This window comes from Caulobacter zeae (assembly GCF_002858925.1).
GTDB classification, from domain to species: domain Bacteria; phylum Pseudomonadota; class Alphaproteobacteria; order Caulobacterales; family Caulobacteraceae; genus Caulobacter; species Caulobacter zeae.
Map to the genome: position 1 here is coordinate 1 of NZ_PJRS01000010.1, position 25798 is coordinate 25798.

General features: G+C 68.9%; 26 protein-coding genes and 1 pseudogene. 13 read left to right on the forward strand and 14 right to left on the reverse strand.

Features of this window, described 5'->3' with window-relative positions; translation table 11 throughout:
* A pseudogene (locus tag SGCZBJ_RS25540) lies at positions 1–291 on the forward strand (hypothetical protein); the annotation flags it as partial.
* 433 nt (positions 292–724) lie between these two features.
* Entirely contained in the window at positions 725–1153 is a 429-nt protein-coding gene (locus tag SGCZBJ_RS03430; protein WP_101711835.1) for an RrF2 family transcriptional regulator, read from the forward strand.
* 110 nt (positions 1154–1263) lie between these two features.
* Here the strand turns inward: SGCZBJ_RS03430 and SGCZBJ_RS03435 are convergent, their stop codons facing one another.
* Positions 1264–1695: a CBS domain-containing protein gene (locus tag SGCZBJ_RS03435; protein ID WP_101716631.1), complete on the reverse strand. Its 432-nt coding sequence runs from the start codon at positions 1693–1695 to the stop codon at positions 1264–1266.
* A gap of 309 nt (positions 1696–2004) precedes the next feature.
* On the opposite strand from SGCZBJ_RS03435, the gene hfaA reads away from it, so the two are divergent.
* From hfaA to hfaD, 3 genes are read left to right on the forward strand one after another with little or no spacing between them, the layout of a single operon-like run.
* Positions 2005–2373: a holdfast anchoring protein HfaA gene (hfaA, locus tag SGCZBJ_RS03440; protein WP_420808147.1), complete on the forward strand. Its 369-nt coding sequence runs from the start codon at positions 2005–2007 to the stop codon at positions 2371–2373.
* A complete protein-coding gene (gene hfaB / locus SGCZBJ_RS03445; protein WP_101716633.1) occupies positions 2363–3367 on the forward strand; it encodes a holdfast anchoring protein HfaB in 1005 nt (334 codons plus the stop codon). Before hfaA ends, hfaB begins: the two co-directional genes overlap by 11 nt.
* Entirely contained in the window at positions 3294–4523 is a 1230-nt protein-coding gene (hfaD, locus tag SGCZBJ_RS03450; RefSeq protein ID WP_165799227.1) for a holdfast anchor protein HfaD, read from the forward strand. Before hfaB ends, hfaD begins: the two co-directional genes overlap by 74 nt.
* Before the next feature lie 147 nt (positions 4524–4670).
* Here hfaD and SGCZBJ_RS03455 read toward each other — a convergent pair whose 3' ends face one another.
* Positions 4671–5927: a serine hydrolase domain-containing protein gene (locus tag SGCZBJ_RS03455; protein WP_101716634.1), complete on the reverse strand. Its 1257-nt coding sequence runs from the start codon at positions 5925–5927 to the stop codon at positions 4671–4673.
* 221 nt (positions 5928–6148) lie between these two features.
* Between SGCZBJ_RS03455 and SGCZBJ_RS03460 the strand changes: the two genes are divergently transcribed.
* Together SGCZBJ_RS03460 and SGCZBJ_RS03465 are read left to right on the forward strand one after the other, a co-directional pair.
* Entirely contained in the window at positions 6149–9085 is a 2937-nt protein-coding gene (locus SGCZBJ_RS03460) for a M16 family metallopeptidase (protein WP_101716635.1), read from the forward strand.
* A 92-nt stretch (positions 9086–9177) separates the two neighbouring features.
* The gene (locus SGCZBJ_RS03465; protein WP_133149173.1) at positions 9178–9381 is read left to right on the forward strand and encodes a hypothetical protein; all 204 of its coding nucleotides are present in this window, start codon (positions 9178–9180) and stop codon (positions 9379–9381) included.
* Positions 9382–9461: 80 nt separating this feature from the next.
* Here the strand turns inward: SGCZBJ_RS03465 and SGCZBJ_RS03470 are convergent, their stop codons facing one another.
* Positions 9462–10376: a hypothetical protein gene (locus tag SGCZBJ_RS03470; RefSeq protein WP_101716637.1), complete on the reverse strand. Its 915-nt coding sequence runs from the start codon at positions 10374–10376 to the stop codon at positions 9462–9464.
* Positions 10377–10553: 177 nt separating this feature from the next.
* Between SGCZBJ_RS03470 and SGCZBJ_RS03475 the strand changes: the two genes are divergently transcribed.
* On the forward strand, positions 10554–11099 hold the full coding sequence (locus tag SGCZBJ_RS03475) for a PAS domain-containing protein (protein WP_101716872.1): 546 nt from the start codon (positions 10554–10556) through the stop codon (positions 11097–11099).
* Positions 11100–11231: 132 nt separating this feature from the next.
* Here SGCZBJ_RS03475 and SGCZBJ_RS03480 read toward each other — a convergent pair whose 3' ends face one another.
* From SGCZBJ_RS03480 to SGCZBJ_RS03490, 4 genes are all read right to left on the reverse strand, one after another.
* Positions 11232–12095, reverse strand: a complete 864-nt coding sequence (locus SGCZBJ_RS03480) for a class I SAM-dependent methyltransferase (RefSeq protein ID WP_101716638.1) — start codon at positions 12093–12095, stop codon at positions 11232–11234.
* Between the two features lie 63 nt (positions 12096–12158).
* Positions 12159–12839 (reverse strand): aldo/keto reductase, encoded by a 681-nt coding sequence (locus tag SGCZBJ_RS03485; protein WP_276308919.1) that lies wholly within the window; start codon positions 12837–12839, stop codon positions 12159–12161.
* Positions 12761–13108, reverse strand: coding sequence for an aldo/keto reductase (locus SGCZBJ_RS26595; RefSeq protein ID WP_276308920.1), 348 nt, complete (start codon positions 13106–13108; stop codon positions 12761–12763). Before SGCZBJ_RS26595 ends, SGCZBJ_RS03485 begins: the two co-directional genes overlap by 79 nt.
* A gap of 213 nt (positions 13109–13321) precedes the next feature.
* On the reverse strand, positions 13322–14986 hold the full coding sequence (locus SGCZBJ_RS03490; protein ID WP_101716639.1) for a choline dehydrogenase: 1665 nt from the start codon (positions 14984–14986) through the stop codon (positions 13322–13324).
* A gap of 374 nt (positions 14987–15360) precedes the next feature.
* Between SGCZBJ_RS03490 and SGCZBJ_RS03495 the strand changes: the two genes are divergently transcribed.
* From SGCZBJ_RS03495 to SGCZBJ_RS03505, 3 genes are all read left to right on the forward strand, one after another.
* Positions 15361–15906: a DUF1697 domain-containing protein gene (locus SGCZBJ_RS03495; RefSeq protein WP_101716640.1), complete on the forward strand. Its 546-nt coding sequence runs from the start codon at positions 15361–15363 to the stop codon at positions 15904–15906.
* A 192-nt stretch (positions 15907–16098) separates the two neighbouring features.
* Complete coding sequence (locus SGCZBJ_RS03500) at positions 16099–16572, forward strand: GatB/YqeY domain-containing protein (RefSeq protein WP_101716641.1); 474 nt, start codon at positions 16099–16101, stop codon at positions 16570–16572.
* Between the two features lie 151 nt (positions 16573–16723).
* Positions 16724–16912: a hypothetical protein gene (locus SGCZBJ_RS03505; RefSeq protein ID WP_205685310.1), complete on the forward strand. Its 189-nt coding sequence runs from the start codon at positions 16724–16726 to the stop codon at positions 16910–16912.
* A gap of 38 nt (positions 16913–16950) precedes the next feature.
* On the opposite strand, the gene SGCZBJ_RS03510 is transcribed toward SGCZBJ_RS03505, so the two are convergent.
* The 7 genes from SGCZBJ_RS03510 to SGCZBJ_RS03540 all read right to left on the reverse strand — a co-directional run bounded on the left by SGCZBJ_RS03510 (position 16951) and on the right by SGCZBJ_RS03540 (position 22545).
* On the reverse strand, positions 16951–17277 hold the full coding sequence (locus SGCZBJ_RS03510; protein WP_101716643.1) for a copper-binding protein: 327 nt from the start codon (positions 17275–17277) through the stop codon (positions 16951–16953).
* Positions 17278–17310: 33 nt separating this feature from the next.
* Complete coding sequence (locus tag SGCZBJ_RS03515; RefSeq protein ID WP_101716644.1) at positions 17311–18282, reverse strand: copper resistance protein B; 972 nt, start codon at positions 18280–18282, stop codon at positions 17311–17313.
* Positions 18282–20090: a copper resistance system multicopper oxidase gene (locus SGCZBJ_RS03520; protein WP_101716645.1), complete on the reverse strand. Its 1809-nt coding sequence runs from the start codon at positions 20088–20090 to the stop codon at positions 18282–18284. Before SGCZBJ_RS03520 ends, SGCZBJ_RS03515 begins: the two co-directional genes overlap by 1 nt.
* A gap of 111 nt (positions 20091–20201) precedes the next feature.
* Positions 20202–20774 carry an RNA polymerase sigma factor gene (locus SGCZBJ_RS03525; RefSeq protein WP_240621403.1) on the reverse strand — a complete coding sequence of 191 codons (573 nt, stop codon included), beginning with the start codon at positions 20772–20774 and terminating at the stop codon, positions 20202–20204.
* Positions 20771–21208, reverse strand: a complete 438-nt coding sequence (locus SGCZBJ_RS03530) for a periplasmic heavy metal sensor (RefSeq protein WP_240621404.1) — start codon at positions 21206–21208, stop codon at positions 20771–20773. Before SGCZBJ_RS03530 ends, SGCZBJ_RS03525 begins: the two co-directional genes overlap by 4 nt.
* Positions 21208–21489: a hypothetical protein gene (locus tag SGCZBJ_RS03535; RefSeq protein ID WP_101716647.1), complete on the reverse strand. Its 282-nt coding sequence runs from the start codon at positions 21487–21489 to the stop codon at positions 21208–21210. The genes SGCZBJ_RS03530 and SGCZBJ_RS03535 overlap by 1 nt, the downstream gene beginning before the upstream one ends.
* A 528-nt stretch (positions 21490–22017) precedes the next feature.
* Positions 22018–22545 (reverse strand): gamma carbonic anhydrase family protein, encoded by a 528-nt coding sequence (locus SGCZBJ_RS03540; protein WP_101716648.1) that lies wholly within the window; start codon positions 22543–22545, stop codon positions 22018–22020.
* 311 nt (positions 22546–22856) lie between these two features.
* On the opposite strand from SGCZBJ_RS03540, the gene SGCZBJ_RS03550 reads away from it, so the two are divergent.
* Positions 22857–23636: a PhoH family protein gene (locus SGCZBJ_RS03550; RefSeq protein ID WP_101716650.1), complete on the forward strand. Its 780-nt coding sequence runs from the start codon at positions 22857–22859 to the stop codon at positions 23634–23636.
* Positions 23637–23737: 101 nt separating this feature from the next.
* A complete protein-coding gene (locus SGCZBJ_RS03555) occupies positions 23738–25729 on the forward strand; it encodes an OPT family oligopeptide transporter (RefSeq protein ID WP_101716651.1) in 1992 nt (663 codons plus the stop codon).
* The last annotated feature ends 69 nt before the right edge of the window (positions 25730–25798 follow it).

The window sequence follows — 25798 nt, forward strand, 5'->3', positions numbered from 1 at the left end:
CTCTTTCCAAATCAACAATGTCAAAGACCAGAGCCGGAGCTCCAAGCCGCCTCCGTAACCGGGGAGCGGCCCCACCGTTTAGCGCCCGGTGTCGGCGGAGGCGGCTATTTAGCTAACCTCGAATTCCGTGTCAAATCGTTTTTTTCAAAACTTTTCGACCCGATGCCGAACCAGGAAAGTTCCCAGTTCAGCGAGCCAGCAGCTTCTAAAGAAACCACCAAACCCTGTCAAGCAATTCTTTCTAAGAAAGCCCTGCTCGACTTCTTCACCAGCACTTCCGAATTCTTGTGAACTCTTCAATCCCGATGAACGAGGCGGCGCTTCTATTGAAACAACCAATCCTCGTCAACCAACTCTTTTCAGAAACTTCCGAAGAACCAAAGCCCTACAAAAGCAACAAAAGCGCTCCTTCCCGAAGACCAGAGGTCGTCGGCAATCCAGCTGCCCGAGTCGATTGAGACCGCGGAACTTAGCGATCCAGCGCTCGAAATGCAAGTCGAAACCTTCATTTCCGAGCGGCGAAGCGTGTCCCCCGCGGCGAGGTGCGGCTTCTAGACAGCCCCCTGCCCGGCCGCAACCCAATTTCGCCCACCCCCGCCGGTTAGCTGTGAGCGGATCTGTGCATGGAATCGCCGGAGGGCGCCCCAGGCCTCATCAAGCGGAACCGCTTGCGCACCCCGCCATGCAGCCTCCATAGAGCGCTCTATAAGGAGAGACGCCGCCGATGTTGTCCCAGAAAGCCCGCTACGCCCTGCGCGCCATGGTCGAACTGGCCCGCGCGGAAGAGCAGGTCACGGCCGGCGAACTGGCCCTGCGCGCCGATGCTCCGCGCAAGTTCCTCGAAGCCATCCTGCTGGGCCTGGCCCGCCACAAGCTGGTGACCAGCCGGCGCGGCAAGTTCGGCGGCTATCTGCTGGCCCGCCCCGCCGAGGAAATCAGCTTCGCCGAGATCATCCGCCTGGTCGACGGCCCTCTGGCCCTGGCCCCCTGCGTCAGCCGCACCGCCTTCCGGCGCTGCGAGGATTGCAGCGACCTGGCCACCTGCGCCCTGCGCGAGGCGCTGCTGCGGGCCCGCGACGCCACCGCCGCCGTGCTCGAGGGCTACAGCCTGGCCGACGCGGTTACCGGCCAGGGCGCCGAGCTGATCGGCTGATCCCGCGCATATAGAAGAGCGCCCATTAGAAAGGCCCGCCCTCGATGAGGACGAGCCTGCTTCCACGCTCTCTATAAGGAGCGCCCTTTGCCTTCACGAAGATCCCGCCGTCAGCCGGCGGCGATATAGGCCTTCAGCCCGTCGGCCTCGGCCTGGGCCTCCTGGATCTTGTACTTCACCAGGTCGCCGATCGAGATGATGCCCACCAGGCGACCGCCCTTGGCCACCGGCAGGTGGCGGATGCGGCGGTCGGTCATCTTGGCCAGCAGGTCGTCGACGCTCTCGTCGGGCTGGGCGAAGATCACGTCGCGCGTCATGCAGGCCGAGATCGGCTTGGACAGCGCGCTCGCGCCCTCCTTGGCGATCTGCCGCACGATGTCGCGTTCCGACAGTATGCCGGCGATGGACTCGTCGGCTTCCAGCACCACCATGGCGCCGACCTTGCGGCTGTGCAGAAGCGCCGCGGCCGCGCCGACGGTTTCCTGGGGCGAGGCGGTGAAAACGAGGTCGCCCTTGGTCTTCAGGATCTGAGACACCAACAAAACGCAATCCTCCCTGATCGCTCTTTGCGTAACGAGGGTCTCGCAAACCCGCGTCGGGATCAATGGTGGAACGGCGCCGCCCGCGTCATGGCGCGCCCCAGGCGCCGCCTCCGCCGCGTTTAACCAATTCTGGATACCTTACCGCCTAGGATGGCGTGTCCGGTTTTGGCACGGGGGTTGCTTGCAAGCCCCGGACAGACAGTCGCGGAGCCCGTCATGGCCTCAAAGAAGAACAACAAGCCCCTGGTTCGGGCCCTCGGCGCGGTCGCCGCCCTCGCCGGCGTGCTGATCCTGGACGCCGCTCCGGCCATGGCGCAATCCATGAGCAGCAACTCCGCGTCCTACAACGCCGGCTACGGCCGCGTCGCCGGCCAGGAAAACCACGTCGTCGACTATTCGACCCGCGACGCCAACGGCAATCGCGTCATCGTCGACGGCGTCATGCTCACCGGCAGCGACCAGAGCGTCTATTCCAGCCGCAGCTCGTCGGGCTCGCTGGACAGCTATTCGGGCGTCGGAAGCCTGGGCGGCTTTTCCGGCTCGACTGCGATCGGCAACAACCTGACGGTCATCACCCAGGGCAACAACAACACGGTGATCGTCAACTCCAACCAGGTCAACAACGGCAATGTCAGCGCCGGCGCGTCGACCAACGGCGGTGTCTCCAATGGCAACTAAGCGCGTCTTCCTGATGGTCGCTGCGGCCTGCACGGCGCTCAGCGCCTGCGGCGGCGGCGTGCCCAAGCGCCTGGACGCTGGCAACTATGCCCGGCCCATCGGCACGGCGCCGGTGACGGCCAACCCCACCCCCTATTCGACGGCGCTGAACTGCCTGGCCAGCTACGCCCGCCAGAACCGCGTCGCCGCCCCGCGCATCGCCGTGGGCCGCATCGCCGACTACACCGGCAAGGAAGAGTCCGACGGTTCGGGCCGCAAGGTCACGCAAGGCGCCTCGCTGATGGCGATGACCGCCTTCGCCAAGGCCGGCATGCCGATGGTCGAGCGCTTCGACACCTCGGTGTCGGAACTCGAGCTGAAGTACGCCAACAACAAGCTGATCTCCGACCGCCCGGCCCCGACGCCGGACGCCCCGGCCGACTATCGCAAGATCGTCGCCGGCCAGGTCGCCGGCTCGGACTTCTACCTCGTCGGCGGCGTCACCGAGCTGAACTACAACATCCACTCGGCGGGCGCGGACCTCTACGGCGGCGACCTCGACACCGACGGGCTGAAGGCCAACTTCAAGCGCCGCGTGTTCGTGATGAACATCGCCATGGACCTGCGCCTGATCAACAGCCGCACCCTGGTGGTGGAAGACGTCATCTCCTACCAGAAGCAGGTGATCGGTCGCGAAGTCAGCGCGGGCATCTTCGCCTTCGCCAACAACAACCTGTTCGACCTGTCGGCCGGCAAGGGCGCGCTGGAGCCAGTGCAACTGGCCGTGCGCTCGCTGATCGAGCGTTCGGTCGTCGAGATGAGCGCCAACCTCTACGGCATGCCGGGTCCGCAAAGCTGCCTGCAGTCCGACCCCTTCGGGGCCGACACCGTCGGCGTCACGGGCGCCTTCACGCCCGCCTACAACAACCTGGGAAGCAACAATGCGCAGACCCGCGAAGATCCGTCTCGCTGGAACGATCGCAGCGATCCCTCTGTGCGTCGCGGCCGCTACTAGCGCCTTCGCCCAGGGCCAGGTTCTCAACGACCAGCTGAACCTCGGCGAGATTTTCAGCGAGCAGACCCTGAACGTCGTCGCCGTCCAGGAAGGCGTCAGCGCATCGACCTCGGCCACCGGCAACACTGTCGGCATCGCGGGCTCGCGCGTGGACGTCGACGCCACCTCCAACCAAGTGAACCAAGGCTCGGTCTACGGCCACACTGTGGTCAACGCCTCCGGCTCGATGGGCGCCTCCAGCGTGGTGGCGACCCAGGCGGCCGGCAATTTCGGCAACGCCGGGGCGGAAGAAGCGACCTACCGCGGCTTCATGGTCCAGACCAACAGCGGCGCGGTCACCGCCCGCGGCCAGGTCGAGGGCGAGACGGCCCGGGCCGGCGACCTCGCCATCGACACCCAGGCCACCGGCAACACCCAAGGCCTGTGGCTGCAGAACGGCGCGGCCGGGGCGCGGATCAGCCAGGCCAACTCCGGCGACGTCATGGCCGACGGCGGCGCGATCGTGCAGTATGTCAGCGGAACCTCGACCGTGGCCGGCACGGCGGCGGGCAACCACATCGACATCGACGGCGCCAACCAGTCGGCCGCCCGGGTCATCACCGACCAGGGCAACACCGCCGACCTGGTCCAGGCCAGCAAGTTCACCGCCTACGGCAACGCCTATCTGACCGAGACCTCGACCTCGGCGGCCGGCAACAACCTCAACGCCACCAATGTCGGCCCGCTGCTCGACGTGGCCAACCACCAGTACAACACCGCCTATGTGCGCTCGCAGGCCGAGACCACGTCCTACCAGTTCGGGGCGGCGGGCAGCAGCGCCTATGGCGTGGGCAACGCCGCGGTCGTCAGCAACACGGGCGCCGCCCTGGTGCTCGACAACGTCCAGACCAATGACGGCGGCGGCGTCGAGGTGATCGCCAGCGCCGAGGGCCACGACGGCTACGACATCGGCGCCCGCGCCAGCGCGGCCGGCAACTCGGTGGGCGGCTATGTGTGCGGAACCTGCGGCGGCTCGATGACCACGAGCAACACCCAGACCAACAACGCCGACGTCTCCGCGCGCGCCACCACCACCGTCACCGGCTCGGCCCGCTCGGTCACCAGCACCGCCCGCGCGGTCGGCAACGACGCGGCGTTCTATGTGAGGTCGAACTAGAGAGGGGATCCTCCCCCTGTGGGGGAGGCGGCCGAAGGCCAGTGGGGGGCCGTTTTCAGCTTCAGCGGCGTTGGAAAGTCACCACCAACTCCCCCCCTTCGATCGCTACGCGATCGCCTCCCCCAGAGGGGGAGGTTCCTTTCGCCCCTACCGCCCGTACACCGCGTCGCGCAGCTCGCGCGTCACCTGGCCGTTCATGCCTTCGAAGGCGGTGTTGGTCAGCAGCACCACGGTCAGCTTGGCCTTGGGGTCGACGAACCAGTTGTGGCCGTAAACTCCGCCCCAGGCCAGGGTCCCCGCGCCTTGCGGGGTCTTGGCGATGGCCGGATCGTCGAGCACCGCCCAGCCGTAGCCGAAGCCCCAGCCGGGACCTTGCGTCGCGGCCTTGATACCGGCCTGGTCGGAGGTCATGGCCTGGACGCTGGCCGCAGAGAGAATCGGGCCGCCGCCGGTGCGCACCGCCTCCAGCAGGGCCAGCACGTCGCCGGCCGTGCCGACCATGCCCGCGCCGCCCGAGGGGAAGGCGGCCGGGTCGACGGCGCGACTGGGGGCCATCCGCACGGCGGTGGCGCCCAGCGAGACATCCTGGTTGTCGGTGATCCGCGTCGGGGCCGGGCTGGCGTTGGCGTTGGCGTAGGGCGTGGCCAGGCGGGCAGGGTCGGTCGCCTGGAAGCCGGCGTCCTTCAGCCCCAGGGGCCCCGTGACGGTGCGCGCCACCACTTGCGGCAACGGATGGCCGTCGGCCTTTTGCGCCACCAGGCCCAGCACGTCGATGGCCAGCGAATAGCGCCAGGCCGACCCCGGCGCGAAGGCCAGCGGCCCCTTGCCGATGCGGGCGACGTCCTCCTCAAGCGTCAGGCCCGAGATGTCGAGGCCGTCCGAGACGCCCAGCTGGTGGTAGGGGTGATCGGCCTTTTCGGCCAGGCCATAGGTCAGGCCGGCGGTGTGGCTGAGCAGCTGGCCCAGCGTGATTTCGGGCGTCGAGCCGTCAGCCAGGGCCGGCTTGAAGTCGGGCAGCCACTTGGTCACCGGATCGGCCAGCGACAGCTTCCCCTCCTCGGCCAGGCGCATGATCGCCACGCTGACGAAGGGCTTGGTCACCGAGGCCAGGCGAAAGACGGTGTTCTCGCGCATCGGCGCCTGGGCCTCGCGGTCGGCGAGGCCGGCGGCGCGGTGATAGACCAGCTTGCCGTCGCGGGCGACCAGCACCACCGCGCCCACCAGGCGCTGGTCGGCGATCGCGCGGTCGACGACGGCGTCGATGCGGGCGGACAGCGCCGCGTCGGGCGCCGGCGCCATCGCGGCGGGGACAGCCTGGGGTCGCGCCAGGGCCGCCGTCGGCGCACCGGACAGGGCCGCCAGGATCGCGACGGGGGCCGCAAAGCCCGCAAGCCAAAGACGCATGTGACGCACTCCCTCGCCGCCGGACGACTTTCCGGCCCCTTAGGGAGTGGGCGGCCGCCCCGCCTTCCGCAAGGCGGATGAGCGAGTTTCCCACAGGCCAGACGCGCGGTTGTTGCAATTCTGAAGCGCCGAACGCCGACTTCGCCGCCGCGCGGCCTTGCTTGCGCCACGCGCGAAGGCTTAGCTGCCGCCCCGACACTTCCGGTAATCGAACGGTCTCCATGATCTCTGTCTCGCGCCTGGCGCTCGTCGTTTCCGCCGGCCTGGCGCTCACCGCCTGCTCCACCCTCTCCTCGGTCCTGCCCGGCTCGGACAAGAAGGCGGACGCCGCGCCGTCATCGGTCGCCCCGGTTCCGGCCAAGGCGCCCGCCGCGCCGATCAAGACCGCCGGACCCCAGTTCTCCGACCTCAAGCCCGGCCAGTGGCCGCACGAGGTCTCGGACGTCGCCGTCGATCCGGCCATCCGCTTCGGCGTGCTGGAGAACGGCATGCGCTACGCCATCCGCAAGAACGCCACCCCGCCCGGCCAGGGCGCGCTGCGCCTGTGGTTCGACGCCGGCTCGCTGATGGAGGCCGACGACCAGCAGGGCCTGGCCCACTTCCTCGAGCACATGGCCTTCAACGGGTCGAAGAACGTGCCCGAAGGCGAGATGGTCAAGATCCTCGAGCGCCGGGGCCTGGCCTTCGGGGCCGACACCAACGCCTCAACCAGCTTCGACGAGACGACCTACACCCTCGACCTACCCAAGACCGACGACGGCACGGTCGACGACGCCATGATGCTGCTGCGCGAGGCGGCCGGCGAGCTGACCATCGACCCGGCCGCCGTCGACCGCGAGCGCGGCGTGGTGCTGTCGGAAGAGCGCACCCGCGACAGCCCCGGCTATCGCGTCTTCAAACAGGGTTTCGCCTTCAACCTGGAGGGCCAGCGTCCGCCCTCGCGCCTGCCGATCGGTACGACCGAGGTGATCTCCACCGCCCCGGCCCAGCGCATCCGCGACTTCTACCAGGCCTGGTATCGCCCCGAGAACGCGGTGTTCGTGGCCGTCGGCGACTTCGACGTCGACGCCATGGAGGCCAAGATCAAGGCCAAGTTCGGCGACTGGAGGGGCCAGGGCGAGCCGGGCAAGCGCCCTGACCTTGGCCCCATCGCCCAGCGCGGCCTGACCGCCAAGGTCATCGTCGAGCCGGGCTCGGGCGAGTCCGTCCAGCTGGGCTGGGTGCAGTCGCCCGACCTGCGCGTCGAGAGCAAGGCGTCCGACCGCGAATACATGCTGGAGTCGCTGGGCATGGCGGTGCTGAACCGCCGCCTGCGCGCCCTGACCCGCAGCGCCGAGCCGCCGTTCATCTCGGCCGGCGCCCTGCGCAACGACCAGTACCACGCCGCCCAGATCAACGGCCTGTTCGCCCAGGTGAAGCCGGGCGGCTGGAAAGCCGCCCTGCAGGTGCTCGACCAGGAACAGCGCCGGCTGATGCAGTTCGGCGTGCGCCAGGACGAGCTGGACCGCGAGATCGCCGCCATGCGGGCCTCCTACGTGGCCGCCGCCGCCGGCGAGGCCACCCAGCGCACGCCCGCCCTGGCCGGCCAGATCGTCGGCGCGCTGGGCGACCGCGAGGTGCCCACCAGCCCCTCGCAGAACCTGGCCGCCTTCGAGGCCATCACCAAGGATCTCAAGGCCGACACCGTCTCGGCCGCCGTAAAGTCGCTGTTCGCCGGCCAGGGTCCGCTGATCGTGCTGCCCACGCCCACCGCCATCGACGGCGGCGAGGCGGCGGTCACGGCCGCCTACCAGGAAGCCGGCAAGACCCCGGTCGCCCCGCCGGCCGCGCCCGTGGCCACCAACTGGCCCTATGCGGTGTTCGGTCCGACCGGCAAGGCGGTCGAGCAGAAGGACGTCACCGATCTGGACGCCGTCTTCGTGCGCTTCGAGAACGGCGTGCGCCTGACGGTCAAGCCGACGAAGTTCCGCGACGACCAGATCCTGGTGAAGGCCCGCATCGGCAACGGCCTGCTCGACCTGTCGAAGACCGGCCAGAGCCCGCTGTGGTCGGCTTCGTCGATGATCGAGGGCGGCCTCAAGCAGATCACCGCCCAGGACATGGAGCAGGTGCTGACCGGCAAGGTCTGGAACGCCGGCCTCGGCGTCGAGGACGACGCCTTCGTGCTGTCGGGCCGCACCCGCCCCGAGGACCTGTCCACCGAGCTGCAGGTGCTGGCGGCCTATGCGTCCGACGCCGGCTGGCGGCCCGAGGCCTTCAACCGCGTGAAGACCTATTACGGCACGATCCACGACCAGTTGGAGCGCACCAGCAGCGGCGTGGTCGGTCGCGACCTGTCGTCCCTGATGCACCCCGGCGACGAACGCTTCGCCTTCCCCGACCGCAAGGAGATCGCCGACGGCTCGATCGACCAGCTGAAGGCGGCCGTGGGCGGTCCGCTGTCGACGGGCCAGATCGAGATCGTCGTCGTCGGCGACACCACGGTGGAGAAGGCGATCGCCGCCGTCGGCGAGACCTTCGGCGCCCTGCCCGTCCGCACCGGCGTCGCGGCGCCGGCCGACGCGGCCAGGATCGCCTTCCCCGCACCGTCCAAGGTTCCGGTGGTGCGCCACCACAAGGGCCGCGCCGACCAGGGCCTGCTGTTCATGGCCTGGAAGACCGACGACCTGTTCAGCGACCTGCAACGCTCGCGCAACACCCAGGTCCTGGCCTCGGTGATGCAGCTGCGCCTGACCGACGAACTGCGCGAGAAGCAGGGCGCGACCTACTCGCCCTCGGTCTCGGCCACCCACAACGCCACCTTCCCCGGCTGGGGCTATATCGGCCTGTCGGTCGAGGTTCCGCCCGGGAAGATCGACCAGGTGGTCGCCAGCGTCCGCCAGATCGCCGCCGACCTGCGCGACAAGCCGGTCACCGCCGACGAGCTGGAACGGGCCAAGCTGCCGCGCATCGACCAGCTGGAGAAGGCGCGCGAGACCAACGAATACTGGCTGGGCGCGCTGTCGGGCGCCCAGACCGACCCACGCCTGCTGGACGCCACCCGCTCTGTGATCGCCGGCCTGCAGCGCGTCACCGCCGCCGACGTCCAGAAGGCCGCCCGCACCTTCCTGGCCGACGACAAGAGCTGGACCTTCGAGGTCAAGCCGGAAGGCAAGTAGCCGGCCCGGTCGCCCGTCCCGCCCGGCGGGATGGGCGACCGGATTTGACGCTACTCCGGCTTACACCGATATGTGGAAGGCTGGAGACCTGGATGAAGATCAAACTACCATTGTGGCTGCTCAGGAAGCTCGTGAAGCGAAACCCCTGGCTGCTGTCGAACGAGGGCAGCGTGCGCAGGTCGCTGGTGCTCGAGATCCTGGGCTTCGAGTTCTCGGTCGATTCCGACCTGTCGCTCACGCCCAAGGAAAAGGCCCTGCTCCAGGCCGAGCGCGACGCGGCCGCTCCCCACGCCTGAGCCCGCCCGAGCCGGAAAGAAAAAGGCCTCCGCCCTTTCGGACGGAGGCCTTCGCTTTAGGAAAGCGCTGCTCCAGGTGATCAGTAGACGACGCCGCCGACGCCGCCGTCGAGGCTGAGGCTCATGCTGGAGCTGGACTCGCGCACGGTCTCCTCACGATAGGCGGTGTAGGTCTCGGTGGTCAGGATCGACAGGATCTTCACGCCGGCGCCGTAGCGGCGCAGCAGCGAGCGCTCGTTGCAGTCGCGGGCCGGGCGCTGCGGACGGCAGACCAGGGTCCCGCCTTCGCCGCCCCCTTGGCCCCCACGCGCGCCGGGGGTGTGATACAGCGCCTCGTTCTTGGCGCAGATATAGGTCTGGCCGCCGGTGCTGGCGTCGATCAGGCCGGAATACTCGCCGACCACGTACTGCATGCGGCTGCCGGCGATACAGCGATAGAGCTCGCCGTCATAGAGATCGTCGATCTCGCGGTCGGGCGTGACCTGCGAAGCCGGATGGGGAATGTCCTTGTCGTCCAGGCAGACGGCGCGGACGACGACGCGCTTGAAGCGGGTGCGGGTGGCCTCGTAGGCCGTGCGACGCGCGGCTTCGCCGCCGGTGACGTTCAGGCCCTGGATGTAGCCGGTGGGCTGCGGGCCCGAATAGTAACCGCCATGGGCGCCGCCGCCGTAATAGACGGTCGCGCCGGCCGAGGCGTTGGATCCGGCGCGCACCGAGGCGTTGGCGCTCGCATTGGCGTTCACGTTGACGTTCACGTTCACGTTGGTCTTGCCGCCGCCGCCCCAGTGGCCGCCACCGCCGCCGCAGCCGTTGTCGCAGCCGCTCGGCGGCTTGGGCGGGCGCGGGGGCGCGGGCGGAGGCGCGCAGCAGGTCGGAGGCGTCGGCGTGCAGCCGCTGTTGCATTGGGCGTAGGCGACGCCGCCCACGAAGAGTCCGGCCACGGCCGCCCCGATGGCGATCCACAGCTTGGACACGGTCAGTTTCGGCGCCGTCATGGCGTCTCCCCTTCACACAGCGACGTCTTCCGGCCGGTTCTCCAGCAAGAAGCGCGCCATGGGCCCGCCGCGCCTCGACTCTGTGCCAAGACGATACGACAGGGCCCCTGGCCCGGTTCTCCTAGCAAGCCCCATGCGGTCGAAATGGACCGCGAAAGGACCCGCAAGGGGACGACGATGTTCCATCCAAGCACGGAACGGTTGATAGACTATTGGCGAAACCGGGCCGGCGCCGATCGGATGCCGGCGCGCGCCAGCATCGATCCGGGTGATTTCCTTGACCTGCTGCCCCAGGTGTTCATCCTCGGGCGTGGGAACGGGCGCTATCCCTTCCGGTTGGCCGGCGGTTTCGTCACCGACCTGCACGCTCGCGACCTGCGCGGCGAGGACCAGCTGTCGATGTGGGCGCTGTCGCACCGGCTGGAGGTGAAGTCGGCGCTGGAAGTGGCCCGCCGCCGGGGCGAGCCCGTGGTCGTCACCGCCGACATCCGCGCCCATGGCGTGGCCTCGGTAGGCATGGAGGTGCTTCTGGCCCCGATGACCGGCGCCAGCGGCGAGGCCGACCGGTTCCTGGGGCTCTACCAGCCGATCGCCATGATGCAGCGCCTGATGGGCCGCCCGGCCTACGAGCTGGGCGTGCGCCGGATCCAGGCCCTGGCCCCGACGAACGCCGAGGCCCCGCGCCTGCGCCTGGCCAGCCTGGACGGCCGCCTCATCGCCTGAGGCGGCGACATACGAGTTTCATCCCGTGCTCTGGCGGGAGGTTTTGCGTCGGCTTGCCGGAGACGACGCCGGAAGGACGGAGGGGCGCTCGGGAGAGCGCCGCCACGGCGGGAGCGCCCCTCCGTCCGACCCTTACGCCATGCTGTTGCGCGCCGTGACCACCCAGCCTGCGCCCTCGATCACCACCGCCTCGCCGGTCGCCTTGGCCGCGAAGGCCTCGCGCACCAGCGGGATCGCCTGCGCTCGCACCGCGTCGGACTGATCGGCCAAGGCCCGGGTCAACGGCCCGACCTGGAAGGCCAAGTCCACCGCATCCTCGATCGCCGCCTGGCGGGTCTCGCCTTCGCCGAAGGTGATCGGATGGTCGATGGCGGTGAAGGCGACGTCGACGAAGCCGGCCTCAGCCAGGATCCGCTCCACCCGCGCCCGGTCGCCGAATGAGAACGGCCCCGGCGCCTCGGGCGGGGGCGGCGCCGGCGCCCCGACGATCGGCGCGATGGCCTTCATCGGCAGGCGCACCCAGTCGTTCTCACCCGCCCCGCGCCAGCAGACGAAGGCCAGCCGTCCGCCCAGCTTTAGTGCTCGCCGCATGTGGGCGAAGGCCGCCGCCGGCTCGTCGAAGAACATCACTCCGAAGCGCGAGAACAGCAGGTCGAACTGCTCCACCGGCAGCAGGGCGCGGCTGGCGTCGTCCACCTGGAACTTCACATTGGCGACCTCCGCCGCCAGCTCGCGGGCCCGGGCGACCAGCGGCTCGGAGACGTCGACGCCCAGCACCCCGCCCGACGGCCCGACCAGGGCGGCGATCTCCAGGCTGCCCGCCCCGGCCCCGCAACCGATGTCCAGCACCTGCTCGCCGGCGGCCGGCGCCGCGGCGGCGATCGCCGCCTGGCCATAGTCCTTGAGCATGCGGTCGAGGCGCGCCTGATTGGCCACCCACCGCTCGCCGGTGCGCCCGTTCCAGTCGGAAATCTGGTTGACGTTGCGCTCGGTCATCGGCGGCCCCTTAGTTGAGAATTGGTCTCAACAAGGAATACCCCCTCGCCTCGCGGCTGTCGACTACCGCCCCGCCTCGTCCAGCGCCGCGATGACCTCGGCCGGCAGGGTCAGGCGCACCCCGGCCAGCAGTTCCTCCAGCTGCGCGACGCTGGTGGCGCTGGCGATCGGGGCGGTGATGGCCGGGTGGGCGACGATCCAGGCCAGGGCGACCTGGGCCTGGGTGGCGCCCGTCGCCTCGGCCGCCTGGTCGAGGGCCGCCAGGATCCGCAGGCCTTTGTCGTTGAGATAGCCCTTCACCGTGCGCCCGCGCGCCTTGCCTTCCAGGTCTGCCTCGCTGCGGTACTTGCCGGTCAGGAAGCCCGCGGCCAGGCCGTAGAACGGGATGATCCCCACGCCTTCGCGCGCCGTCAGCTGCGCCAGCGCCCCTTCCACCTCGTCGCGGTCGTAGAGATTGAACTTCGGCTGGATCGACTCGTAGCGGACGAGGCCCTTGTCGGCCGAGGTCTTCAGCGAGGCCTCCAGACGGTCCGGCGTGAAGTTCGAGGCCCCGATCGCCCGCACCTTGCCGGCCTTCACCAGCCGGTCGAAGGCCTCCAGCGTCTCGTCGATCGGCGTGGCCGCGTCATCCTCGTGCGACTGGTAGAGGTCGACATGGTCGGTGTTCAGCCGGCGCAGCGAGTCTTCCAGCGCCGCGACGATGTTGGCCGCCGACAGGCCGGGGCGCCTGGGCCACTTGGCCACTTGGCCACCTTGGTCAGGATCTTGATGCGGTCGCGCTTGCCGCCCGCCGCCAGCCAGCGGCCGATGGTCGCCTCGGACTCGCCGCCCTCGTGCCCCGGAACCCAGGCCGAATAGACGTCGGCGGTGTCGATCGCGTCGAAGCCGCCGTCGACGAAGGCGTCGATCAGGCGAAACGAGGTCGCCTCGTCCGCCGTCCAGCCGAAGACGTTGCCGCCGAACACCAGCGGGGCGATCGAGAGGCCGGAGCGGCCGAGGGGACGTTGGCTCATGAAGCGGATCCTTGTGCGAAAGCGAGCCGAAGCTTGCGCGACTTCGGACCCGGACACGCAATCAAACTTCGAAATAAGGCCTATTGGGCTTTCGCGACGGATCTATCCGAAACGGCAGCTTGCGCAGTGAGGACTACTCATGACGACGGCGCCGGAGAAACCTCATCCTGAGCTTGTCGAAGGACGAGGTTTCCCTTTCTGACAGCCGCCCCTTCACGCCGCCGCGGCCGGAACCCCGTCGAACACCGGCGCGTCCTGCGGCGCCAGGGTCGCCTTGCCACGCAACAGGTCGGCGGCGCGCTCGGCGATCATGATGGTCGGGGCGTTGGTGTTGCCGCCGATCAGGGTGGGCATCACCGAGGCGTCGATCACCCGCAGGCCTTCGATCCCCTGCACCCGCAGTTGGTCGTCGACCACCGCCAGCGGATCGCCCGCCGCGCCCATGCGGCAGGTGCCGACCGGGTGGTAGATTGTCTCGGCCTTGGCGCGGATCCAGGCGTCGATCTCCTGGTCGCTCCTGACGTCGGCGCCCGGCGCGTACTCGCTGTCGCGATAGGGATCGAGCGCGCCCTGGGCGGCGACGTCGCGGCCGATCCGCACGCCTTCGCGCATGGCCCGGCGATCTTCCTCGGCGGCCAGATAGTTGGCCAGGATCTTCGGGTCGGCGAACGGATCCGAAGACTGCAGCCCGACCGAGCCCCGGCTTTCCGGCCGCAGCTGGCAGACATGCAACGTGAAGCCGTCCTTCTCGACCAGCACCTTGCCGTGGTCCTGCATGATCGCCAGCACGGCGTGGATCTGCAGGTCGGGCCGGTCGAGATCGGGCCGCGAGCGCAGGAAGGCGCCAGACTCCAGGAAGTTCTGCCGGCCGATCCCCTTGCCCATCAGCAGGTAGGACAAACCGACGCCCAGCTTGTTCAGCCCCTTGTTGGCCGAATAGGCGGTCTTCAGCCCCCTGGTCGTCCACGACAGGCAGACATCCAGGTGATCCTGCAGGTTCTGGCCGACGCCGCGAGCCTCGTGCACAGGCGTCACGCCGGCGGCCTTCAGGGCGTCCGGATCGCCGATCCCCGACAGTTGCAGGATCTGAGGCGACTGCACCGCCCCGGCGCTCAGCAGCACCTCGGCGTCGGCATAGGCTGTCGCCTTCTGCGCCCCCTTGCCGATCACGTACTCGACGCCGACCGCCTTGCCGTTCTCGACCACGATGCGGGTGGTGCGCGCCTCGGTCAGACAGGTCAGGTTGGGCCGCGACAGGGCCTGGGCCAGGTAGGCCGCGGCCGCGCTCCAGCGCTTGCCGTCGCGGATGGTCAGGTCGTAGGGCCCGAAGCCTTCCTGCTGGAAGCCGTTGAAGTCCTTGGTCACCGGATGGCCCGCCTGGCGGCCGGCCTCGATCACCGCCTTGTAGAACGGACTGTCGGACTCGCCGGCCGAGACGTGCAGCGGACCGTCGCCGCCGTGATAGGCGCAGCCGCCGCCGTGGAAGGTTTCCGAGCGCTTGAAGTAGGGCAGCACCTCGGCGTAGGACCAGCCCGACAGCCCCATCTGCCGCCACTGGTCATAGTCGCGCGCGTGGCCGCGGATATAGATCATGCCGTTGATCGCCGAGCTGCCGCCCAGGCCCCGGCCCCGCGGCCACCACAGCTTGCGGCCGTCGAGATGCGGCTCGGCCTCGGTCCAGAAGCCCCAGTTGCTCTCGCCCTTGGCCTTGATCAGCTCGCCCACGCCGGCGGGCATCCGCACCAGCACCGAGCCGTTCTTGCCGCCGGCCTCCAGCAGCAGCACCTTCACCGCCGGATCCTCGCTCAGCCGCGCGGCCAGCACGCAACCCGCCGAACCGGCGCCGATGATGACGTAGTCGAAGCGCGTGCCCGACATGGCGTCCCTCCCACAATGTTATCGTTGTTAAGACAGAGAGTGACCCGGTCCCGAGGCGGCGGCAAGGGGGGCATCGCATTGTCGGTACAGGTTAGAGCTGTCCCTAAAACAGGCTTAGGCTGTCAATAATGCGAGAGGCGGCCGCGCACGATCGGCGGATTCACGCTGCGCCATGAGCCGGCATTGCGTTGTATCCTGGAAGAGGGCGTTCAGCGGCGCACCTGGATGTTCTTGAGACTCCGTCGGCCGCCCATCCAACAGCCAGGATCTTTGCCAGGGGCGACGGACCTCGCGTAGGAAACGCCGACCGCAAATACCCCGCGACGGCGGCCCGCCCAGGGCTTAAGCAGCCGCCTCGTTCGAAAGGCCCGACCATGTCCCTCCACATCGCCCTGCTGCGCGGCGTCAACGCCGCCGGCGGCCGCCTGATCACCGCCGACGAGCTGACCGGTCTGCTGACCGATCTCGGCCACACCGAAATCCGCATGGGCCCCAAGCTCGGCGACCTGGTGTTTGAGAGCGGCGAGCGCACCGGCGCGGAACTTCAGACCCAGATCGAAACCGAGCTGATGGCGCGCCTGGGCCTGCGCACCGATGTCTATGTCCGCACCGCCGAGGCCTGGCGGGCCCTGGTCGCGGCCAACCCGTTCCCGGACTTCGCGGCGGCCGATCCGGGCTGGCTGATGACCCTGTTCTGCAAGGACACCCCCGACAAGAAGGCCATGGGCGCCCTGCGCGCGGCGATCCGCGGGAACGAGCAGGCGCGGGCCGAAAGCCGCCAGATCTATGCGATCTATCCCGACGGCCTGGGCGGCTCGAAGCTGACCACCAGCCTGGTCGAGAAGACCCTCGGCTCGCGGATCACGGGGCGGACGTGGACGGCGGTGCTTGCACTCGCCGAGATGCTGGAGCCGATCTAGTCCCTCGCAGTCTTTCAAGTCGCCAGCCGTGCGCCCCTTGCCTTGTCCGCGATATACGAGCTCGCTACCCAGACGGGAGGGGGATCTGGCCCGGACACCGCCCGTGTCTCCCGCCCCGCCCGTGCCCTTGAAGAGCCGCGGCCACCATACACTTAAAGCGCTACGAATAGAGTGAACTGAAAGGACGACGACATGGCTTTGCTCGACGAGCTGAAGGCTGACCAACTGGCGGCGCGCAAGCTGGGCGACCGCCTGAAGGCGGACGTGCTCACCACGTTGATCGGCGAAGCCACGCAGATCACGACCGAGGAATTCAAGCGCGGCGTGACGGAAGTCACCGACGAGAAGGTCGTCGCGACCGTCGCGAAGTTCGTGAAGAACACCAAGCTGACGCTGGAAAACCTGGCGGCCGAACGGGCGCGCCTGATCCAGGCCGGTGGCGATACGTCGAAGGTGGACGAACGGACCAAGGCGGCTGAAACCGAACTGGCGGTCCTGTCCTCGTATGGCCCCAAGCAGATGACGGAAGCCGAACTGCGCGACGCCATCAACGACTTCCGGGCCAAGAACCCCGACGCCAATGTCGGCGCGATCATGGCCCACCTGAAGACCAGCTTCGGCGGCCAGTATGACGGCAAGGCGGCCAGCGCCTTGGCCCGGGCTTAAGCTGCGCGGTCCCGCGGCGGGACTGCGCAGCGACGCTGACTGCCGTGCTTGGACACTTTGTCCACGACACCCGAACCGATAAAATTGATAGACCGCTACTCCTTGGCAAAAGGATGCGCGTCAGCCTTCGACGCCACCCAGGAGTAACATTGTGACTTGGGTAGATCTGTTTCCTGTAATCTTCTTCCCGCTCAAGATCATAGTGCTGGGCGTCGGCATGTTCTTCTCCATCAAATGGCACCACGACCAAGACAAGAAGAAGAAGAACGAAGCCGATCGCCGGAATGGCGTGAGCGTCCCTCAAGACGCAGGCATGAGAACAACGCCGGCCATCGACTGAGCGCCTTCACGCGCCCGGCTTGTCGATGCGGCTGCGGCCTAGAGCGCGGTGAGGCCGGTGATCGTCTGGCCGTCCAGCTTGAAGCGGACCTTGGTCCCGACGGCGAGGTCCTTCAGCAGGGCCGGATCGGAAACCTTGAAGGCCATGGTCATCGGCGGCCACTTGCGGGCCGGGATCGCCTCGTGCGCCAGGGTGACCTTGCCGGCCTTGACGTCGACCGCCCGCACCACGCCGACGGCCTCGATCGCCGAGGCGGCGGCGGGGGCGGCATGGCCCGCATGGCCGGCGTGATCGTCCTGAGCCGCGGCCGGCTGGGCGAGAAGGGCCAGGGCGGCCAGGCCGCCGGCGATGCCGAGAACTTTCATGAGCTTACTCCGTGAACCAATGACTGAGGGGCGCTAGAACCAGGCCCGCAGGCCCAGCACCAGGCTGGTGTCTGAAACCTCTTCCCCGGCGGCGCGCGCATAGTCGGCGGTGCGCCCGAAGCGCCGCCCCCAGGTGACGCCGACATAGGGGGCGAACTCGCGCCGCACCTCGTAGCGCAGGCGAAGGCCGAGCTCGGCGTCCGACAGGCCCGAGCCCGTACCGGTCTCGGCCACGTCCTGGGCCGCGAAGTTGAGCTCGGCGCGCGGCTGCAGGATCAGGCGCTGGGTCAGGCGCCAGTCGATCGCGCCCTCGGCCCTGGCCAGGACGTCGCCCTTGCCGGACACGAAGACCGCGCCCTCGGCCTCGATCCAGTAAGGCAGCAGGGTCTCGAACCCGACGGTCGCATAGGTGCGCGACGTGGGCTCCAGGTCCTGGCGGACGCCGACCTGCAGGTCGGTATAGAGGCCCATCGCCCGCGAATAGAGCGCCTGCACCTCGCCGCTCTCGACGCCGTGACGGTCGCCCTCGCCCTCCGACTTGATCACCAGCCGGTCGATGTCGCCGCCGAACCAGGCCTCGCCGGCCCAGTGATAGCCGTCGCCGCCGGAGCGGGCCCGGTATTCGAAGAGGTTGAGCATGACCTGCGAGGCCTGGGCCCCGCCGTGTTCCTGGCGCAGCACCGCACGCGCCCGCTCCATGGTGGCCGGATCGAAGATCCGGTCGGCCAGATGGTCGCTCGGCGCCGGCGGAGCGGCGGTCTCGCGGTCGGGCAGAGGCGGCGGCTCGGTCGAAGACTCAGGCGACGGTTCGGGCGACGGCTGGTCCGCCATGGCGCCCATGTCGTGGCCGGCATGGGGATCGGGCGCGGCCTGCGGCGCCGCCGGCGTCGCGCCCATGTCGTGACCCGCGTGCGGATCGGCCGGCGCCGGCGCGTGGTGGTCGTGCTGCGCCAGGGCCGGGCCGGCCCACAGCAACGGCAGCAGGGCGATCAGGGAGGCCTTCATCACGCGCCCTCTCCCTGGCCGTCCCGTACGCTGAAGACCTGAAACATCCCCGCGTGCATGTGGTAGAGCATGTGGCAGTGGAAGGCCCAGTCGCCGGTCTCGGCGGTGAAGTCGAAGGCGACCCGGCCGCCCGGCAGCACGATCACGGTGTGCTTGCGCGGCATGCGCCCGACGGGGCCGAAAGCCAGTTCGAAATAGTGGCCGTGCAGGTGGATCGGGTGGGCCATCATGGTGTCGTTGACCAGCACGACCCGCACCCGCTCTCCATGCCGGAACGAATAGGGCGGCGGCCTGTCGCTGAACTTGCGGCCGTCGAAGCCCCACATGAAGCGCTCCATGTTGCCGGTCAGGTGGATCTCGATCGACCGTTCGGGCGCGCGCTGGTCGGGATTGGGCTCCAGCGCCACGAGGTCGCGATAGACCAGCACCCGATGGCCGACGCTCTCCAGCCCCTGGCCGGGCTCTGCCCTGCGGTCCACCGCCATGGGCGAGAGCATCTGCACGCCGGGACCGAGCGGGACATGGGGGGCGTTGTCGGGATTGCGCATGGACATGTCCATGCCGCCCATGTCGCCCTTGGCCATCACGTCGCCGCCCCGGGCGCGCGGCGGGGCCATGCCGGGCTCGGCCGCGGGCATGGCGTGGCCCATGGCCGCGTGATCCATGCCGCCATGATCCATACCCGACATGTCCATGCCCATGTCGCGCATGTTGGCCAGGGGCCGCTGGCGGACTGGCGGAACCTCGGCGCTCATGCCCGGCCGAGGCGCCAGCGTGGCGCGGCCCAGGCCCGAGCGGTCGACCGATTCCGAGACGATGGTGAAGGCCTTGTCCTCGACCGGCTGGACGATGACGTCATAGGTCTCGGCGTTGCCGATCTGGAATTCGTCGACCTCGACTGGCCGCACGTGCTGGCCGTCGGCGGCCACCATGGTCAGCTTCAGCCCCGGGATGCGGACGTTGAACACCGACTGGGCGGCGGCGTTGATGAACCGCAGCCGCACCCGCTCGCCGGGCGTGAACAGGCCCGTCCAGTTGTCGCTGGGGCCTCGCCCGTTGATCAGGAAGGTGTAGGCCGCCCCGGTGACGTCGGAGATATCCGTCGGGTCCATCAGCATCCGGCCCCACTCCAGGCGCTCGGCCAGGGTCTGATCCTTGCCCTTCAACAGGCCGGCGATCGTCTGGCGCTGGAAGTTGAAGGCGCCGCTCTGCTGCTTGAGCCGGCGGAAGATCTGGTGGGGGTGGACGCGGGTGTGGTCCGACAGCACCACGACATGCTCGCGATCGAAAGCTGCCGGGTCCTCGCCCGCCGGATCGATGATCATCGGGCCGTAGTGGCCGACCTGCTCCTGCAGGCCCGAATGGCTGTGATACCAGAAGGTCCCCGACTGCTTGACCTTGAACTCGTAGACGAAGGTCTCGCCCGGCTTGATCCCCGGGAAGCTGACGCCCGGCACGCCGTCCATCTCGAACGGCACCAGCAGGCCGTGCCAGTGGATCGAGGTCTCTTCCTCCAGGCCGTTGCTGACGTGCAGCCGGACGGTCTGGCCTTCCTTCAGCCGGATCAGCGGTCCGGGCACGGTTCCGTTGATCGTCACCGCATGGCTGGCGCGGCCGTCCACCGAAAGGGTCGCGTGGCCGATCTTCAGATGAATGTCCTCGCCGCTCAGCGCCGCGGGCGAGCGCTCGGCTGCCCGCGCAGGAAGCGCCCAGGCGGGCAGCAGGTCGGCCAGCGCCGCGCCGCCGCCGAGGATCGCCAGGGATCGCAGGAAACGGCGGCGGTCCAGGGCCCCGCGGGAGATACGCATGTCAGTCCTTCGTACGGCGCGCCGGGGGGAGCGCCCTGTCCGGACGCGACGCGGTCTCGCCCCATGCTACGCGCCCCGCGCGCCCTTCCCTCAGCCTCCCGGCAAAATGTTTCAGGCCTCGGCCAGCCATTCGGCCAGCCGCCGGCGGGCCCGGTAGACGCGGGTCTCCACCGCCTTGGCGCTGACCTTCAGCAGATCGGCGGCTTCCTGCTGCGACAGGCCCTCCAGGCTGGTCAGGATCAGCGGCTCCTTCAGCTGGTCGGGAAGCCGCGCGATCGCCCGCTCCAGCCGCGCCACCTGCTCGGCGCGCAGGGCCTGGGTTTCGGGTCCGGCCGCGGGGTCGGCGTAGTCGGGGGTTCCCGGCGCGTCGATCGAGCGTTCGCCGAGGATCAGCCGCCGCACCTTCAGGCGCCGGCCGCGGTCGCGGCACTTGTTCAGGGCGATGGCGGCCAGCCAGGTCGAGAACGGACGTGCAGGATCGTAGCGGTTCAGCGCCTTCCAGGCGGCGACGAAACTTTCCTGCACGACGTCCAGAGCCGCGTCGGCGTCGCCCAGGTGACGCCGGGCGAAGGCGTGCAGCCGGCCCTTGTGACGACGCATGAGCAGGCTGAAGGCGAGTTCGTCGCCCCGCGCCGCCCTGCGGGCCAGCGCGCCGTCGTCTTCGTCACCCGAGGGCCGGTTCACGGGGTCTCGGGCGTGAGCGCTTCGCTGACGCGACGATCGAACTTGGCCGCCTGCGCCGGGGTCAGCTCCTTGCGCATGGCCAGCACGTGCTCGACGGTCTCCTTCTGCAGGGTTCCCATCGCCACGTGGAAGCGCTCGACCGCCGCGGCGACCTCGGGCGTATATTCGTGGCGGGCCTGGATGGCGGCGGCCAGCTGGGCGTTGGCGGCCCGCAGCTCGGCCTCCCGCGCGCGCCGGCGCACGGCGAAGTCCTGCTCCAGCGCCTCTATGCGGCGATCCTGTTCGGCGGTCAGCTTCAGCTCGTTGTGGACGACATCGTGGAGCGACGGCGGCTCGTGCTTGGGGACCAGATGGCCAGACCCTAGCCAGCCGCCGCCGATCCCCGCCGCCAGGGCCAGCACCACGGTCAGCACCGCGCCGCGCGAAACCGCCATCACCGACCGTCCAGCAGGGTCGACGGCGCCAGGTGGGCGTCGACCGAAAAGGCCGCGATCTCCACCGGCTTGCTCGTCGTCGAGGTCGTGGCGATGTTGCCGCCGATCATGCCGATCCCCAGGGCGGCCACCACCGCGGCGGCGCGCAGCGGCGTCAGCAGCATGCCGGAGGGCTGGCGCAGGGCGTCGATCCGCGCCCACACGCGCCCCTCCAGGCCGTCCAGCCGGGCCTGCGGCTGGCGCCGCATCGCTTCGATCAAGTGGTCGAGCTCTTCGCTCATGTCGGTTTCCCTGGCTCTCGCCAAGACAATACGCCCGGCGCGGCCCAATCCCTCAACAAATGGCCAGACCGCCCGCGCCCCTCGAGACGCCAAGGCGGCCTTGCGGTCATGTTGCCGCAGGACGAGCCTTCAGCAGAGCCGGACGATCCGCGGCGATGGGGAAAAGACCCCGGCCGGCCTCGTTCTATCCGGAAAATACGAGGACGGCTCGCCCTTAAGACGAGCCCTGCGCACCCAGGCTTGGATGACGAGGTTTCCGCCCGCGCCTCGCCCCGGAAAACCGCAGAACATCGTTACTGATTTTGCGCGAACTCAACCTTAATCCGATCGGAAGGGCCGGCCGCCATCATGCCGGTCATCAGATCGACCGGCGGCTTCGTGGAGAGCGCCTTCCCGGTCCATCCGACTTCCACGCCGGCGACAGTCCCGCCGCCGTCGTGAGAAGGCCCCGCGCTCAAGCCCCTTGCGCGGGTCTGACAGGAGCGCCGCCCATCCCCCCCTCCGGGCGGCGCTCCTGCGCTTTTCCTGTCAGATCGCCTTGAGGCCGGCGCGATAGCGCTTCCAGTTCTGCACGTAGTGCAGGGCCGAGGCCTGCAGGATCATCGCCTGGTGCTCGCTGACCTCGCGGATGATCTTGCCCGGCGCGCCCACCACCATCGAGTTGTCGGGGATCTCCTTGCCCTCGGTGATCAGGGCGCCGGCGCCGATCAGGCAGTTCTTCCCGATCTTCGCTCCGTTGAGGATGATCGAGCCGATGCCGATCAGCGAGCCGTCGCCGATCGTGCAGCCGTGCAGCATCACCATGTGGCCGACGGTGACGTTGGCGCCGATGGTCAGCGGGATCCCCGCGTCGGTATGCAGCACCGAACCGTCCTGGATGTTGCTGTTCTCGCCGATGGTGATCGGGTCGTTGTCACCGCGCACCACCGCGCCCCACCAGACGCTGGCGTTCTGCTTGAGCACGACATTGCCCATCACGCTGGCGGTCGGGGCGATCCAGCATTCGCCCTCGGGGGGAAGCGTGGGGGCCGTATCGCCCAACGAATAGACAGTCATCCGTACACCCCGTGTTCTTTCGGCACGCAAAAACTTAATCGCTCAGAAACCATAATCACCCCATTGTAAATCCGGTGATTCGGCATGGAACATCCTCTCATCGGGAGACTTCCTTCCGTATCCGCCGCGGACCATACCGACCGCGGCCTCCTGACGACGGAGAACAGGGTCTTGCGTTCGGCGTTCCGGCGTACAGCACTGCCTTCCAGGGGCTCCACCGAGCCGCCCGGCCGCGCCTGCGGCTCCGTCTTCTGCTCCTCTCATCGACCCAAGGACGACGCCTTACGGCCTCGTCCTTTTTTCATGCCCGAATGGAGGCTTTGATGACCAAGCGAGCCCTGAAGCGGATGGTGCGCGAAGGCGCTGACGGCCGCTACGACGACGACGCCAAGGTGCGTCGCCTGCCGGTGGAGCATCGCGGCGGCTGGTCGCCCCTCGGCGACGCCGACAACGCGCCCAGGGATCAGAGCTACATCAAGACGATAAAACCGAAATCGCCAGGCCAGGCCCAGCTCATGGACGCGATGGACAGCAAGAACCTGGTCCTGGCCCTGGGTCCCGCCGGCACGGGCAAGACCTATCTGGCCATCGCCAAGGCCGTGGAGGCTCTCGAGGCTGGCCGGGTCAACAGGATCGTCCTGTCGCGCCCCGCCGTCGAGGCCGGGGAGTCGATCGGCTACCTGCCGGGCGACATGGAAGACAAGCTGGCCCCCTACCTGCGGCCACTCTACGACGCCCTGACCGATCGCCTTTCGGTCAAGCGCATGCGGGCCCTGATGGCCGAGGGCGCCATCGAAATCGCCCCTGTCGGCTTCATGCGCGGCCGCACCCTGAACAACGCCTTCGTGGTGATCGACGAGGCCCAGAACTGCACCTACATGCAGCTGAAGATGCTGCTGACGCGCCTGGGCTGGCACTCGACCATGGTGGTCACCGGCGACCCGAACCAGTCGGACCTGCTGCCGGGCATCTCGGGCCTGGGCGACGTGGCCGACCGCTTCGAGCAGATGTCCAACATCGCCGTCGTCCGCCTGGAGGACCGCGACATCGTCCGCCATCCCCTGGTGGCCGAGATGCTGGGCGTTTTGTGACGCTGAATCTGTGATTTTGTAACAGTTCAAACCTCGAAAGGCTTGAGTATGAAGCGGCCGGACGGCAAGGTCCGGCCGCTTTAACTGTTTGCGGGACCCGCATGTCCGATATCACCGCCGCCCCGCGCTCGGAGTTCACGCTCCGCGGCGTGATCCTGGGCATCCTCATCACCGTCGTCTTCACGGCCGCCCAGGTCTATCTGGGCCTGAAGGTCGGCCTGACCTTCGCCACCTCGATCCCGGCCGCGGTGATCTCGATGGCCCTGCTGCGGTTCTTCCGCACCTCGACCATCCAGGAAAACAACATCGTCCAGACGATCGCCTCGGCCGCGGGCACGCTGTCGTCGGTGATCTTCGTGCTGCCGGGCCTGCTGATGATCGGCTGGTGGTCGGACATCCCGTTCCTGGCCACCTTCGGCATCTGCGCCGTCGGCGGCATCCTGGGCGTGATGTACACGATCCCGCTGCGCCGGGCCCTGGTCACCAACTCGCCCCTGCCCTACCCGGAAGGCGTCGCCGCCGCCGAGGTGCTGAAGGTCGGTTCGGGTTCGCGTGAAGGCGCGGCCGAGGGCAAGGCGGGCCTGTGGGCCGTGATCGCCGGCACCCTGGCCTCGGCCGCCTTCGCGGCGCTGGGCGCGGCCAAGATCTTCGCCGCCGAAGTGGCCGCCTTCGTCAAGGTCGGCAAGGGCGCGACCGGCATCGGCGCGTCCAGCTCGCTGGCCCTGATGGGCGCGGGCCACCTGATGGGCATCACCGTCGGCGTCGCCATGTTCACCGGCCTGTTCATCGCCTGGGCCGTGCTGGTGCCGATCCTCACCGGCGTGTTCCCGGCCGAGGCCGGCGCCAGCGTCGCCGACCACGCCCTGACCGTGTGGGCCACCAAGGTCCGCTTCCTGGGCGCCGGCGTCATCGGCGCGGCCGCCATCTGGACCCTGGGCAAGCTGGTCGTGCCGATCTGGCGCGGCCTGGTGTCGGCCTTCGAGGCCGGCAAGGCCCGCCGCTCGGGCGGCGGCGACCTGCCGCGCGTCGAGCAGGACATCCCGCTGTTCGTCGTCGGCCTGGTGTCGGTGGCCCTGCTGGCCCCGGCCGGCTGGCTGCTGGCCGCCTTCGCGCTTGGCGGCCCGGCCGGCGCCCTGGCCCTGCCGCTGACCATCGCCGCCGTGGCCTACCTGGTGTTCGCCGGCCTGCTGGCCGCCGCCGTCTGCGGCTACATGGCCGGCCTGATCGGCTCGTCCAACAGCCCGGTCTCGGGCATCGCCATCCTGACGGTGCTGGGCGCCTCGCTGCTGGTGGGCGCCATCGGCCGCGGCCTGATCGGCCCGGACGCCGCCAAGGCCCTGGTCGCCTTCGCCCTCTATGTCACCGCCACCGTCCTGGCCGTGGCCGTCGTGGCCAACGACAACCTGCAGGACCTGAAGACCGGCCAGTTGGTCGACGCCACGCCGTGGAAGCAGCAGTCGGCCCTGGTGATCGGCGTGCTGTCGGGCGCGACCGTCATCCCGTTCGTGCTCGACCTGCTGGCCAAGTCGAACGGCTTCGTCGGCGCGCCGAACCTCAATGTGGTGCCCGGCGCCGAGCCGCTGGCCGCGCCGCAGGCGACGCTGATCTCGACCCTGGCCAAGGGCGTCATCGGCCATAACCTGCAATGGGACCTGCTGGGCGTCGGCGCCCTGATCGGCCTGGCGCTCGTCGTGGTCGACATCGTCCTGCGCCGCGCCAGCAAGGACCGCTTCAGCCTGCCGCCGCTGGGCGTGGGCCTGGCCATCTACCTGCCCAGCGCCGTCACCGCCCCGGTGGTGGTCGGCGCCGTCGCCGGCTGGATCTTCGAGCGCGTGGTCTCCAAGGACCGCAAGGCTGAGGTCGCCAAGCGCCTGGGCGTGCTGATCGCCTCGGGCTTCATCGTCGGCGAGAGCCTGTTCAACGTGGCCCTGGCCCTGCTGATCGTCTCGACCAACAAGGGCGCGCCCCTGGCCATCGCCAACCCGCCGCCCGAGCACCTCGGCATGATCATCGCCATCATCGTCGCGGCGGTCGTGGTCGCCGGCCTCTACGGCTGGTGCCGGATCCAGGCGCGGAAGATGGAAGAGGCCTGATCGGCCTTTCTCCGCTGAGTAACAAAGACCCCGGATGGCCAGCGCCTTCCGGGGTCTTTTCGTTTGGGG

Excerpts from the sequence above, each read along its gene's own strand:
- SGCZBJ_RS03430 (WP_101711835.1), top strand. The coding sequence starts at position 725 with ATGTTGTCCCAGAAAGCCCGCTACGCCCTGCGCGCCATGGTCGAACTG.
- hfaA (WP_420808147.1), top strand. The coding sequence starts at position 2,005 with ATGGCGCAATCCATGAGCAGCAACTCCGCGTCCTACAACGCCGGCTAC.
- hfaB (WP_101716633.1), top strand. The coding sequence starts at position 2,363 with ATGGCAACTAAGCGCGTCTTCCTGATGGTCGCTGCGGCCTGCACGGCG.
- hfaD (WP_165799227.1), top strand. The coding sequence starts at position 3,294 with ATGCGCAGACCCGCGAAGATCCGTCTCGCTGGAACGATCGCAGCGATC.
- SGCZBJ_RS03455 (WP_101716634.1), bottom strand. The coding sequence starts at position 5,927 with ATGCGTCTTTGGCTTGCGGGCTTTGCGGCCCCCGTCGCGATCCTGGCG.
- SGCZBJ_RS03460 (WP_101716635.1), top strand. The coding sequence starts at position 6,149 with ATGATCTCTGTCTCGCGCCTGGCGCTCGTCGTTTCCGCCGGCCTGGCG.
- SGCZBJ_RS03465 (WP_133149173.1), top strand. The coding sequence starts at position 9,178 with ATGAAGATCAAACTACCATTGTGGCTGCTCAGGAAGCTCGTGAAGCGA.
- SGCZBJ_RS03470 (WP_101716637.1), bottom strand. The coding sequence starts at position 10,376 with ATGACGGCGCCGAAACTGACCGTGTCCAAGCTGTGGATCGCCATCGGG.
- SGCZBJ_RS03475 (WP_101716872.1), top strand. The coding sequence starts at position 10,554 with ATGTTCCATCCAAGCACGGAACGGTTGATAGACTATTGGCGAAACCGG.
- SGCZBJ_RS03480 (WP_101716638.1), bottom strand. The coding sequence starts at position 12,095 with ATGACCGAGCGCAACGTCAACCAGATTTCCGACTGGAACGGGCGCACC.
- SGCZBJ_RS26595 (WP_276308920.1), bottom strand. The coding sequence starts at position 13,108 with ATGAGCCAACGTCCCCTCGGCCGCTCCGGCCTCTCGATCGCCCCGCTG.
- SGCZBJ_RS03490 (WP_101716639.1), bottom strand. The coding sequence starts at position 14,986 with ATGTCGGGCACGCGCTTCGACTACGTCATCATCGGCGCCGGTTCGGCG.
- SGCZBJ_RS03495 (WP_101716640.1), top strand. The coding sequence starts at position 15,361 with ATGTCCCTCCACATCGCCCTGCTGCGCGGCGTCAACGCCGCCGGCGGC.
- SGCZBJ_RS03500 (WP_101716641.1), top strand. The coding sequence starts at position 16,099 with ATGGCTTTGCTCGACGAGCTGAAGGCTGACCAACTGGCGGCGCGCAAG.
- SGCZBJ_RS03510 (WP_101716643.1), bottom strand. The coding sequence starts at position 17,277 with ATGAAAGTTCTCGGCATCGCCGGCGGCCTGGCCGCCCTGGCCCTTCTC.
- SGCZBJ_RS03515 (WP_101716644.1), bottom strand. The coding sequence starts at position 18,282 with ATGAAGGCCTCCCTGATCGCCCTGCTGCCGTTGCTGTGGGCCGGCCCG.
- SGCZBJ_RS03520 (WP_101716645.1), bottom strand. The coding sequence starts at position 20,090 with ATGCGTATCTCCCGCGGGGCCCTGGACCGCCGCCGTTTCCTGCGATCC.
- SGCZBJ_RS03530 (WP_240621404.1), bottom strand. The coding sequence starts at position 21,208 with ATGGCGGTTTCGCGCGGCGCGGTGCTGACCGTGGTGCTGGCCCTGGCG.
- SGCZBJ_RS03535 (WP_101716647.1), bottom strand. The coding sequence starts at position 21,489 with ATGAGCGAAGAGCTCGACCACTTGATCGAAGCGATGCGGCGCCAGCCG.
- SGCZBJ_RS03540 (WP_101716648.1), bottom strand. The coding sequence starts at position 22,545 with ATGACTGTCTATTCGTTGGGCGATACGGCCCCCACGCTTCCCCCCGAG.
- SGCZBJ_RS03550 (WP_101716650.1), top strand. The coding sequence starts at position 22,857 with ATGGAGGCTTTGATGACCAAGCGAGCCCTGAAGCGGATGGTGCGCGAA.
- SGCZBJ_RS03555 (WP_101716651.1), top strand. The coding sequence starts at position 23,738 with ATGTCCGATATCACCGCCGCCCCGCGCTCGGAGTTCACGCTCCGCGGC.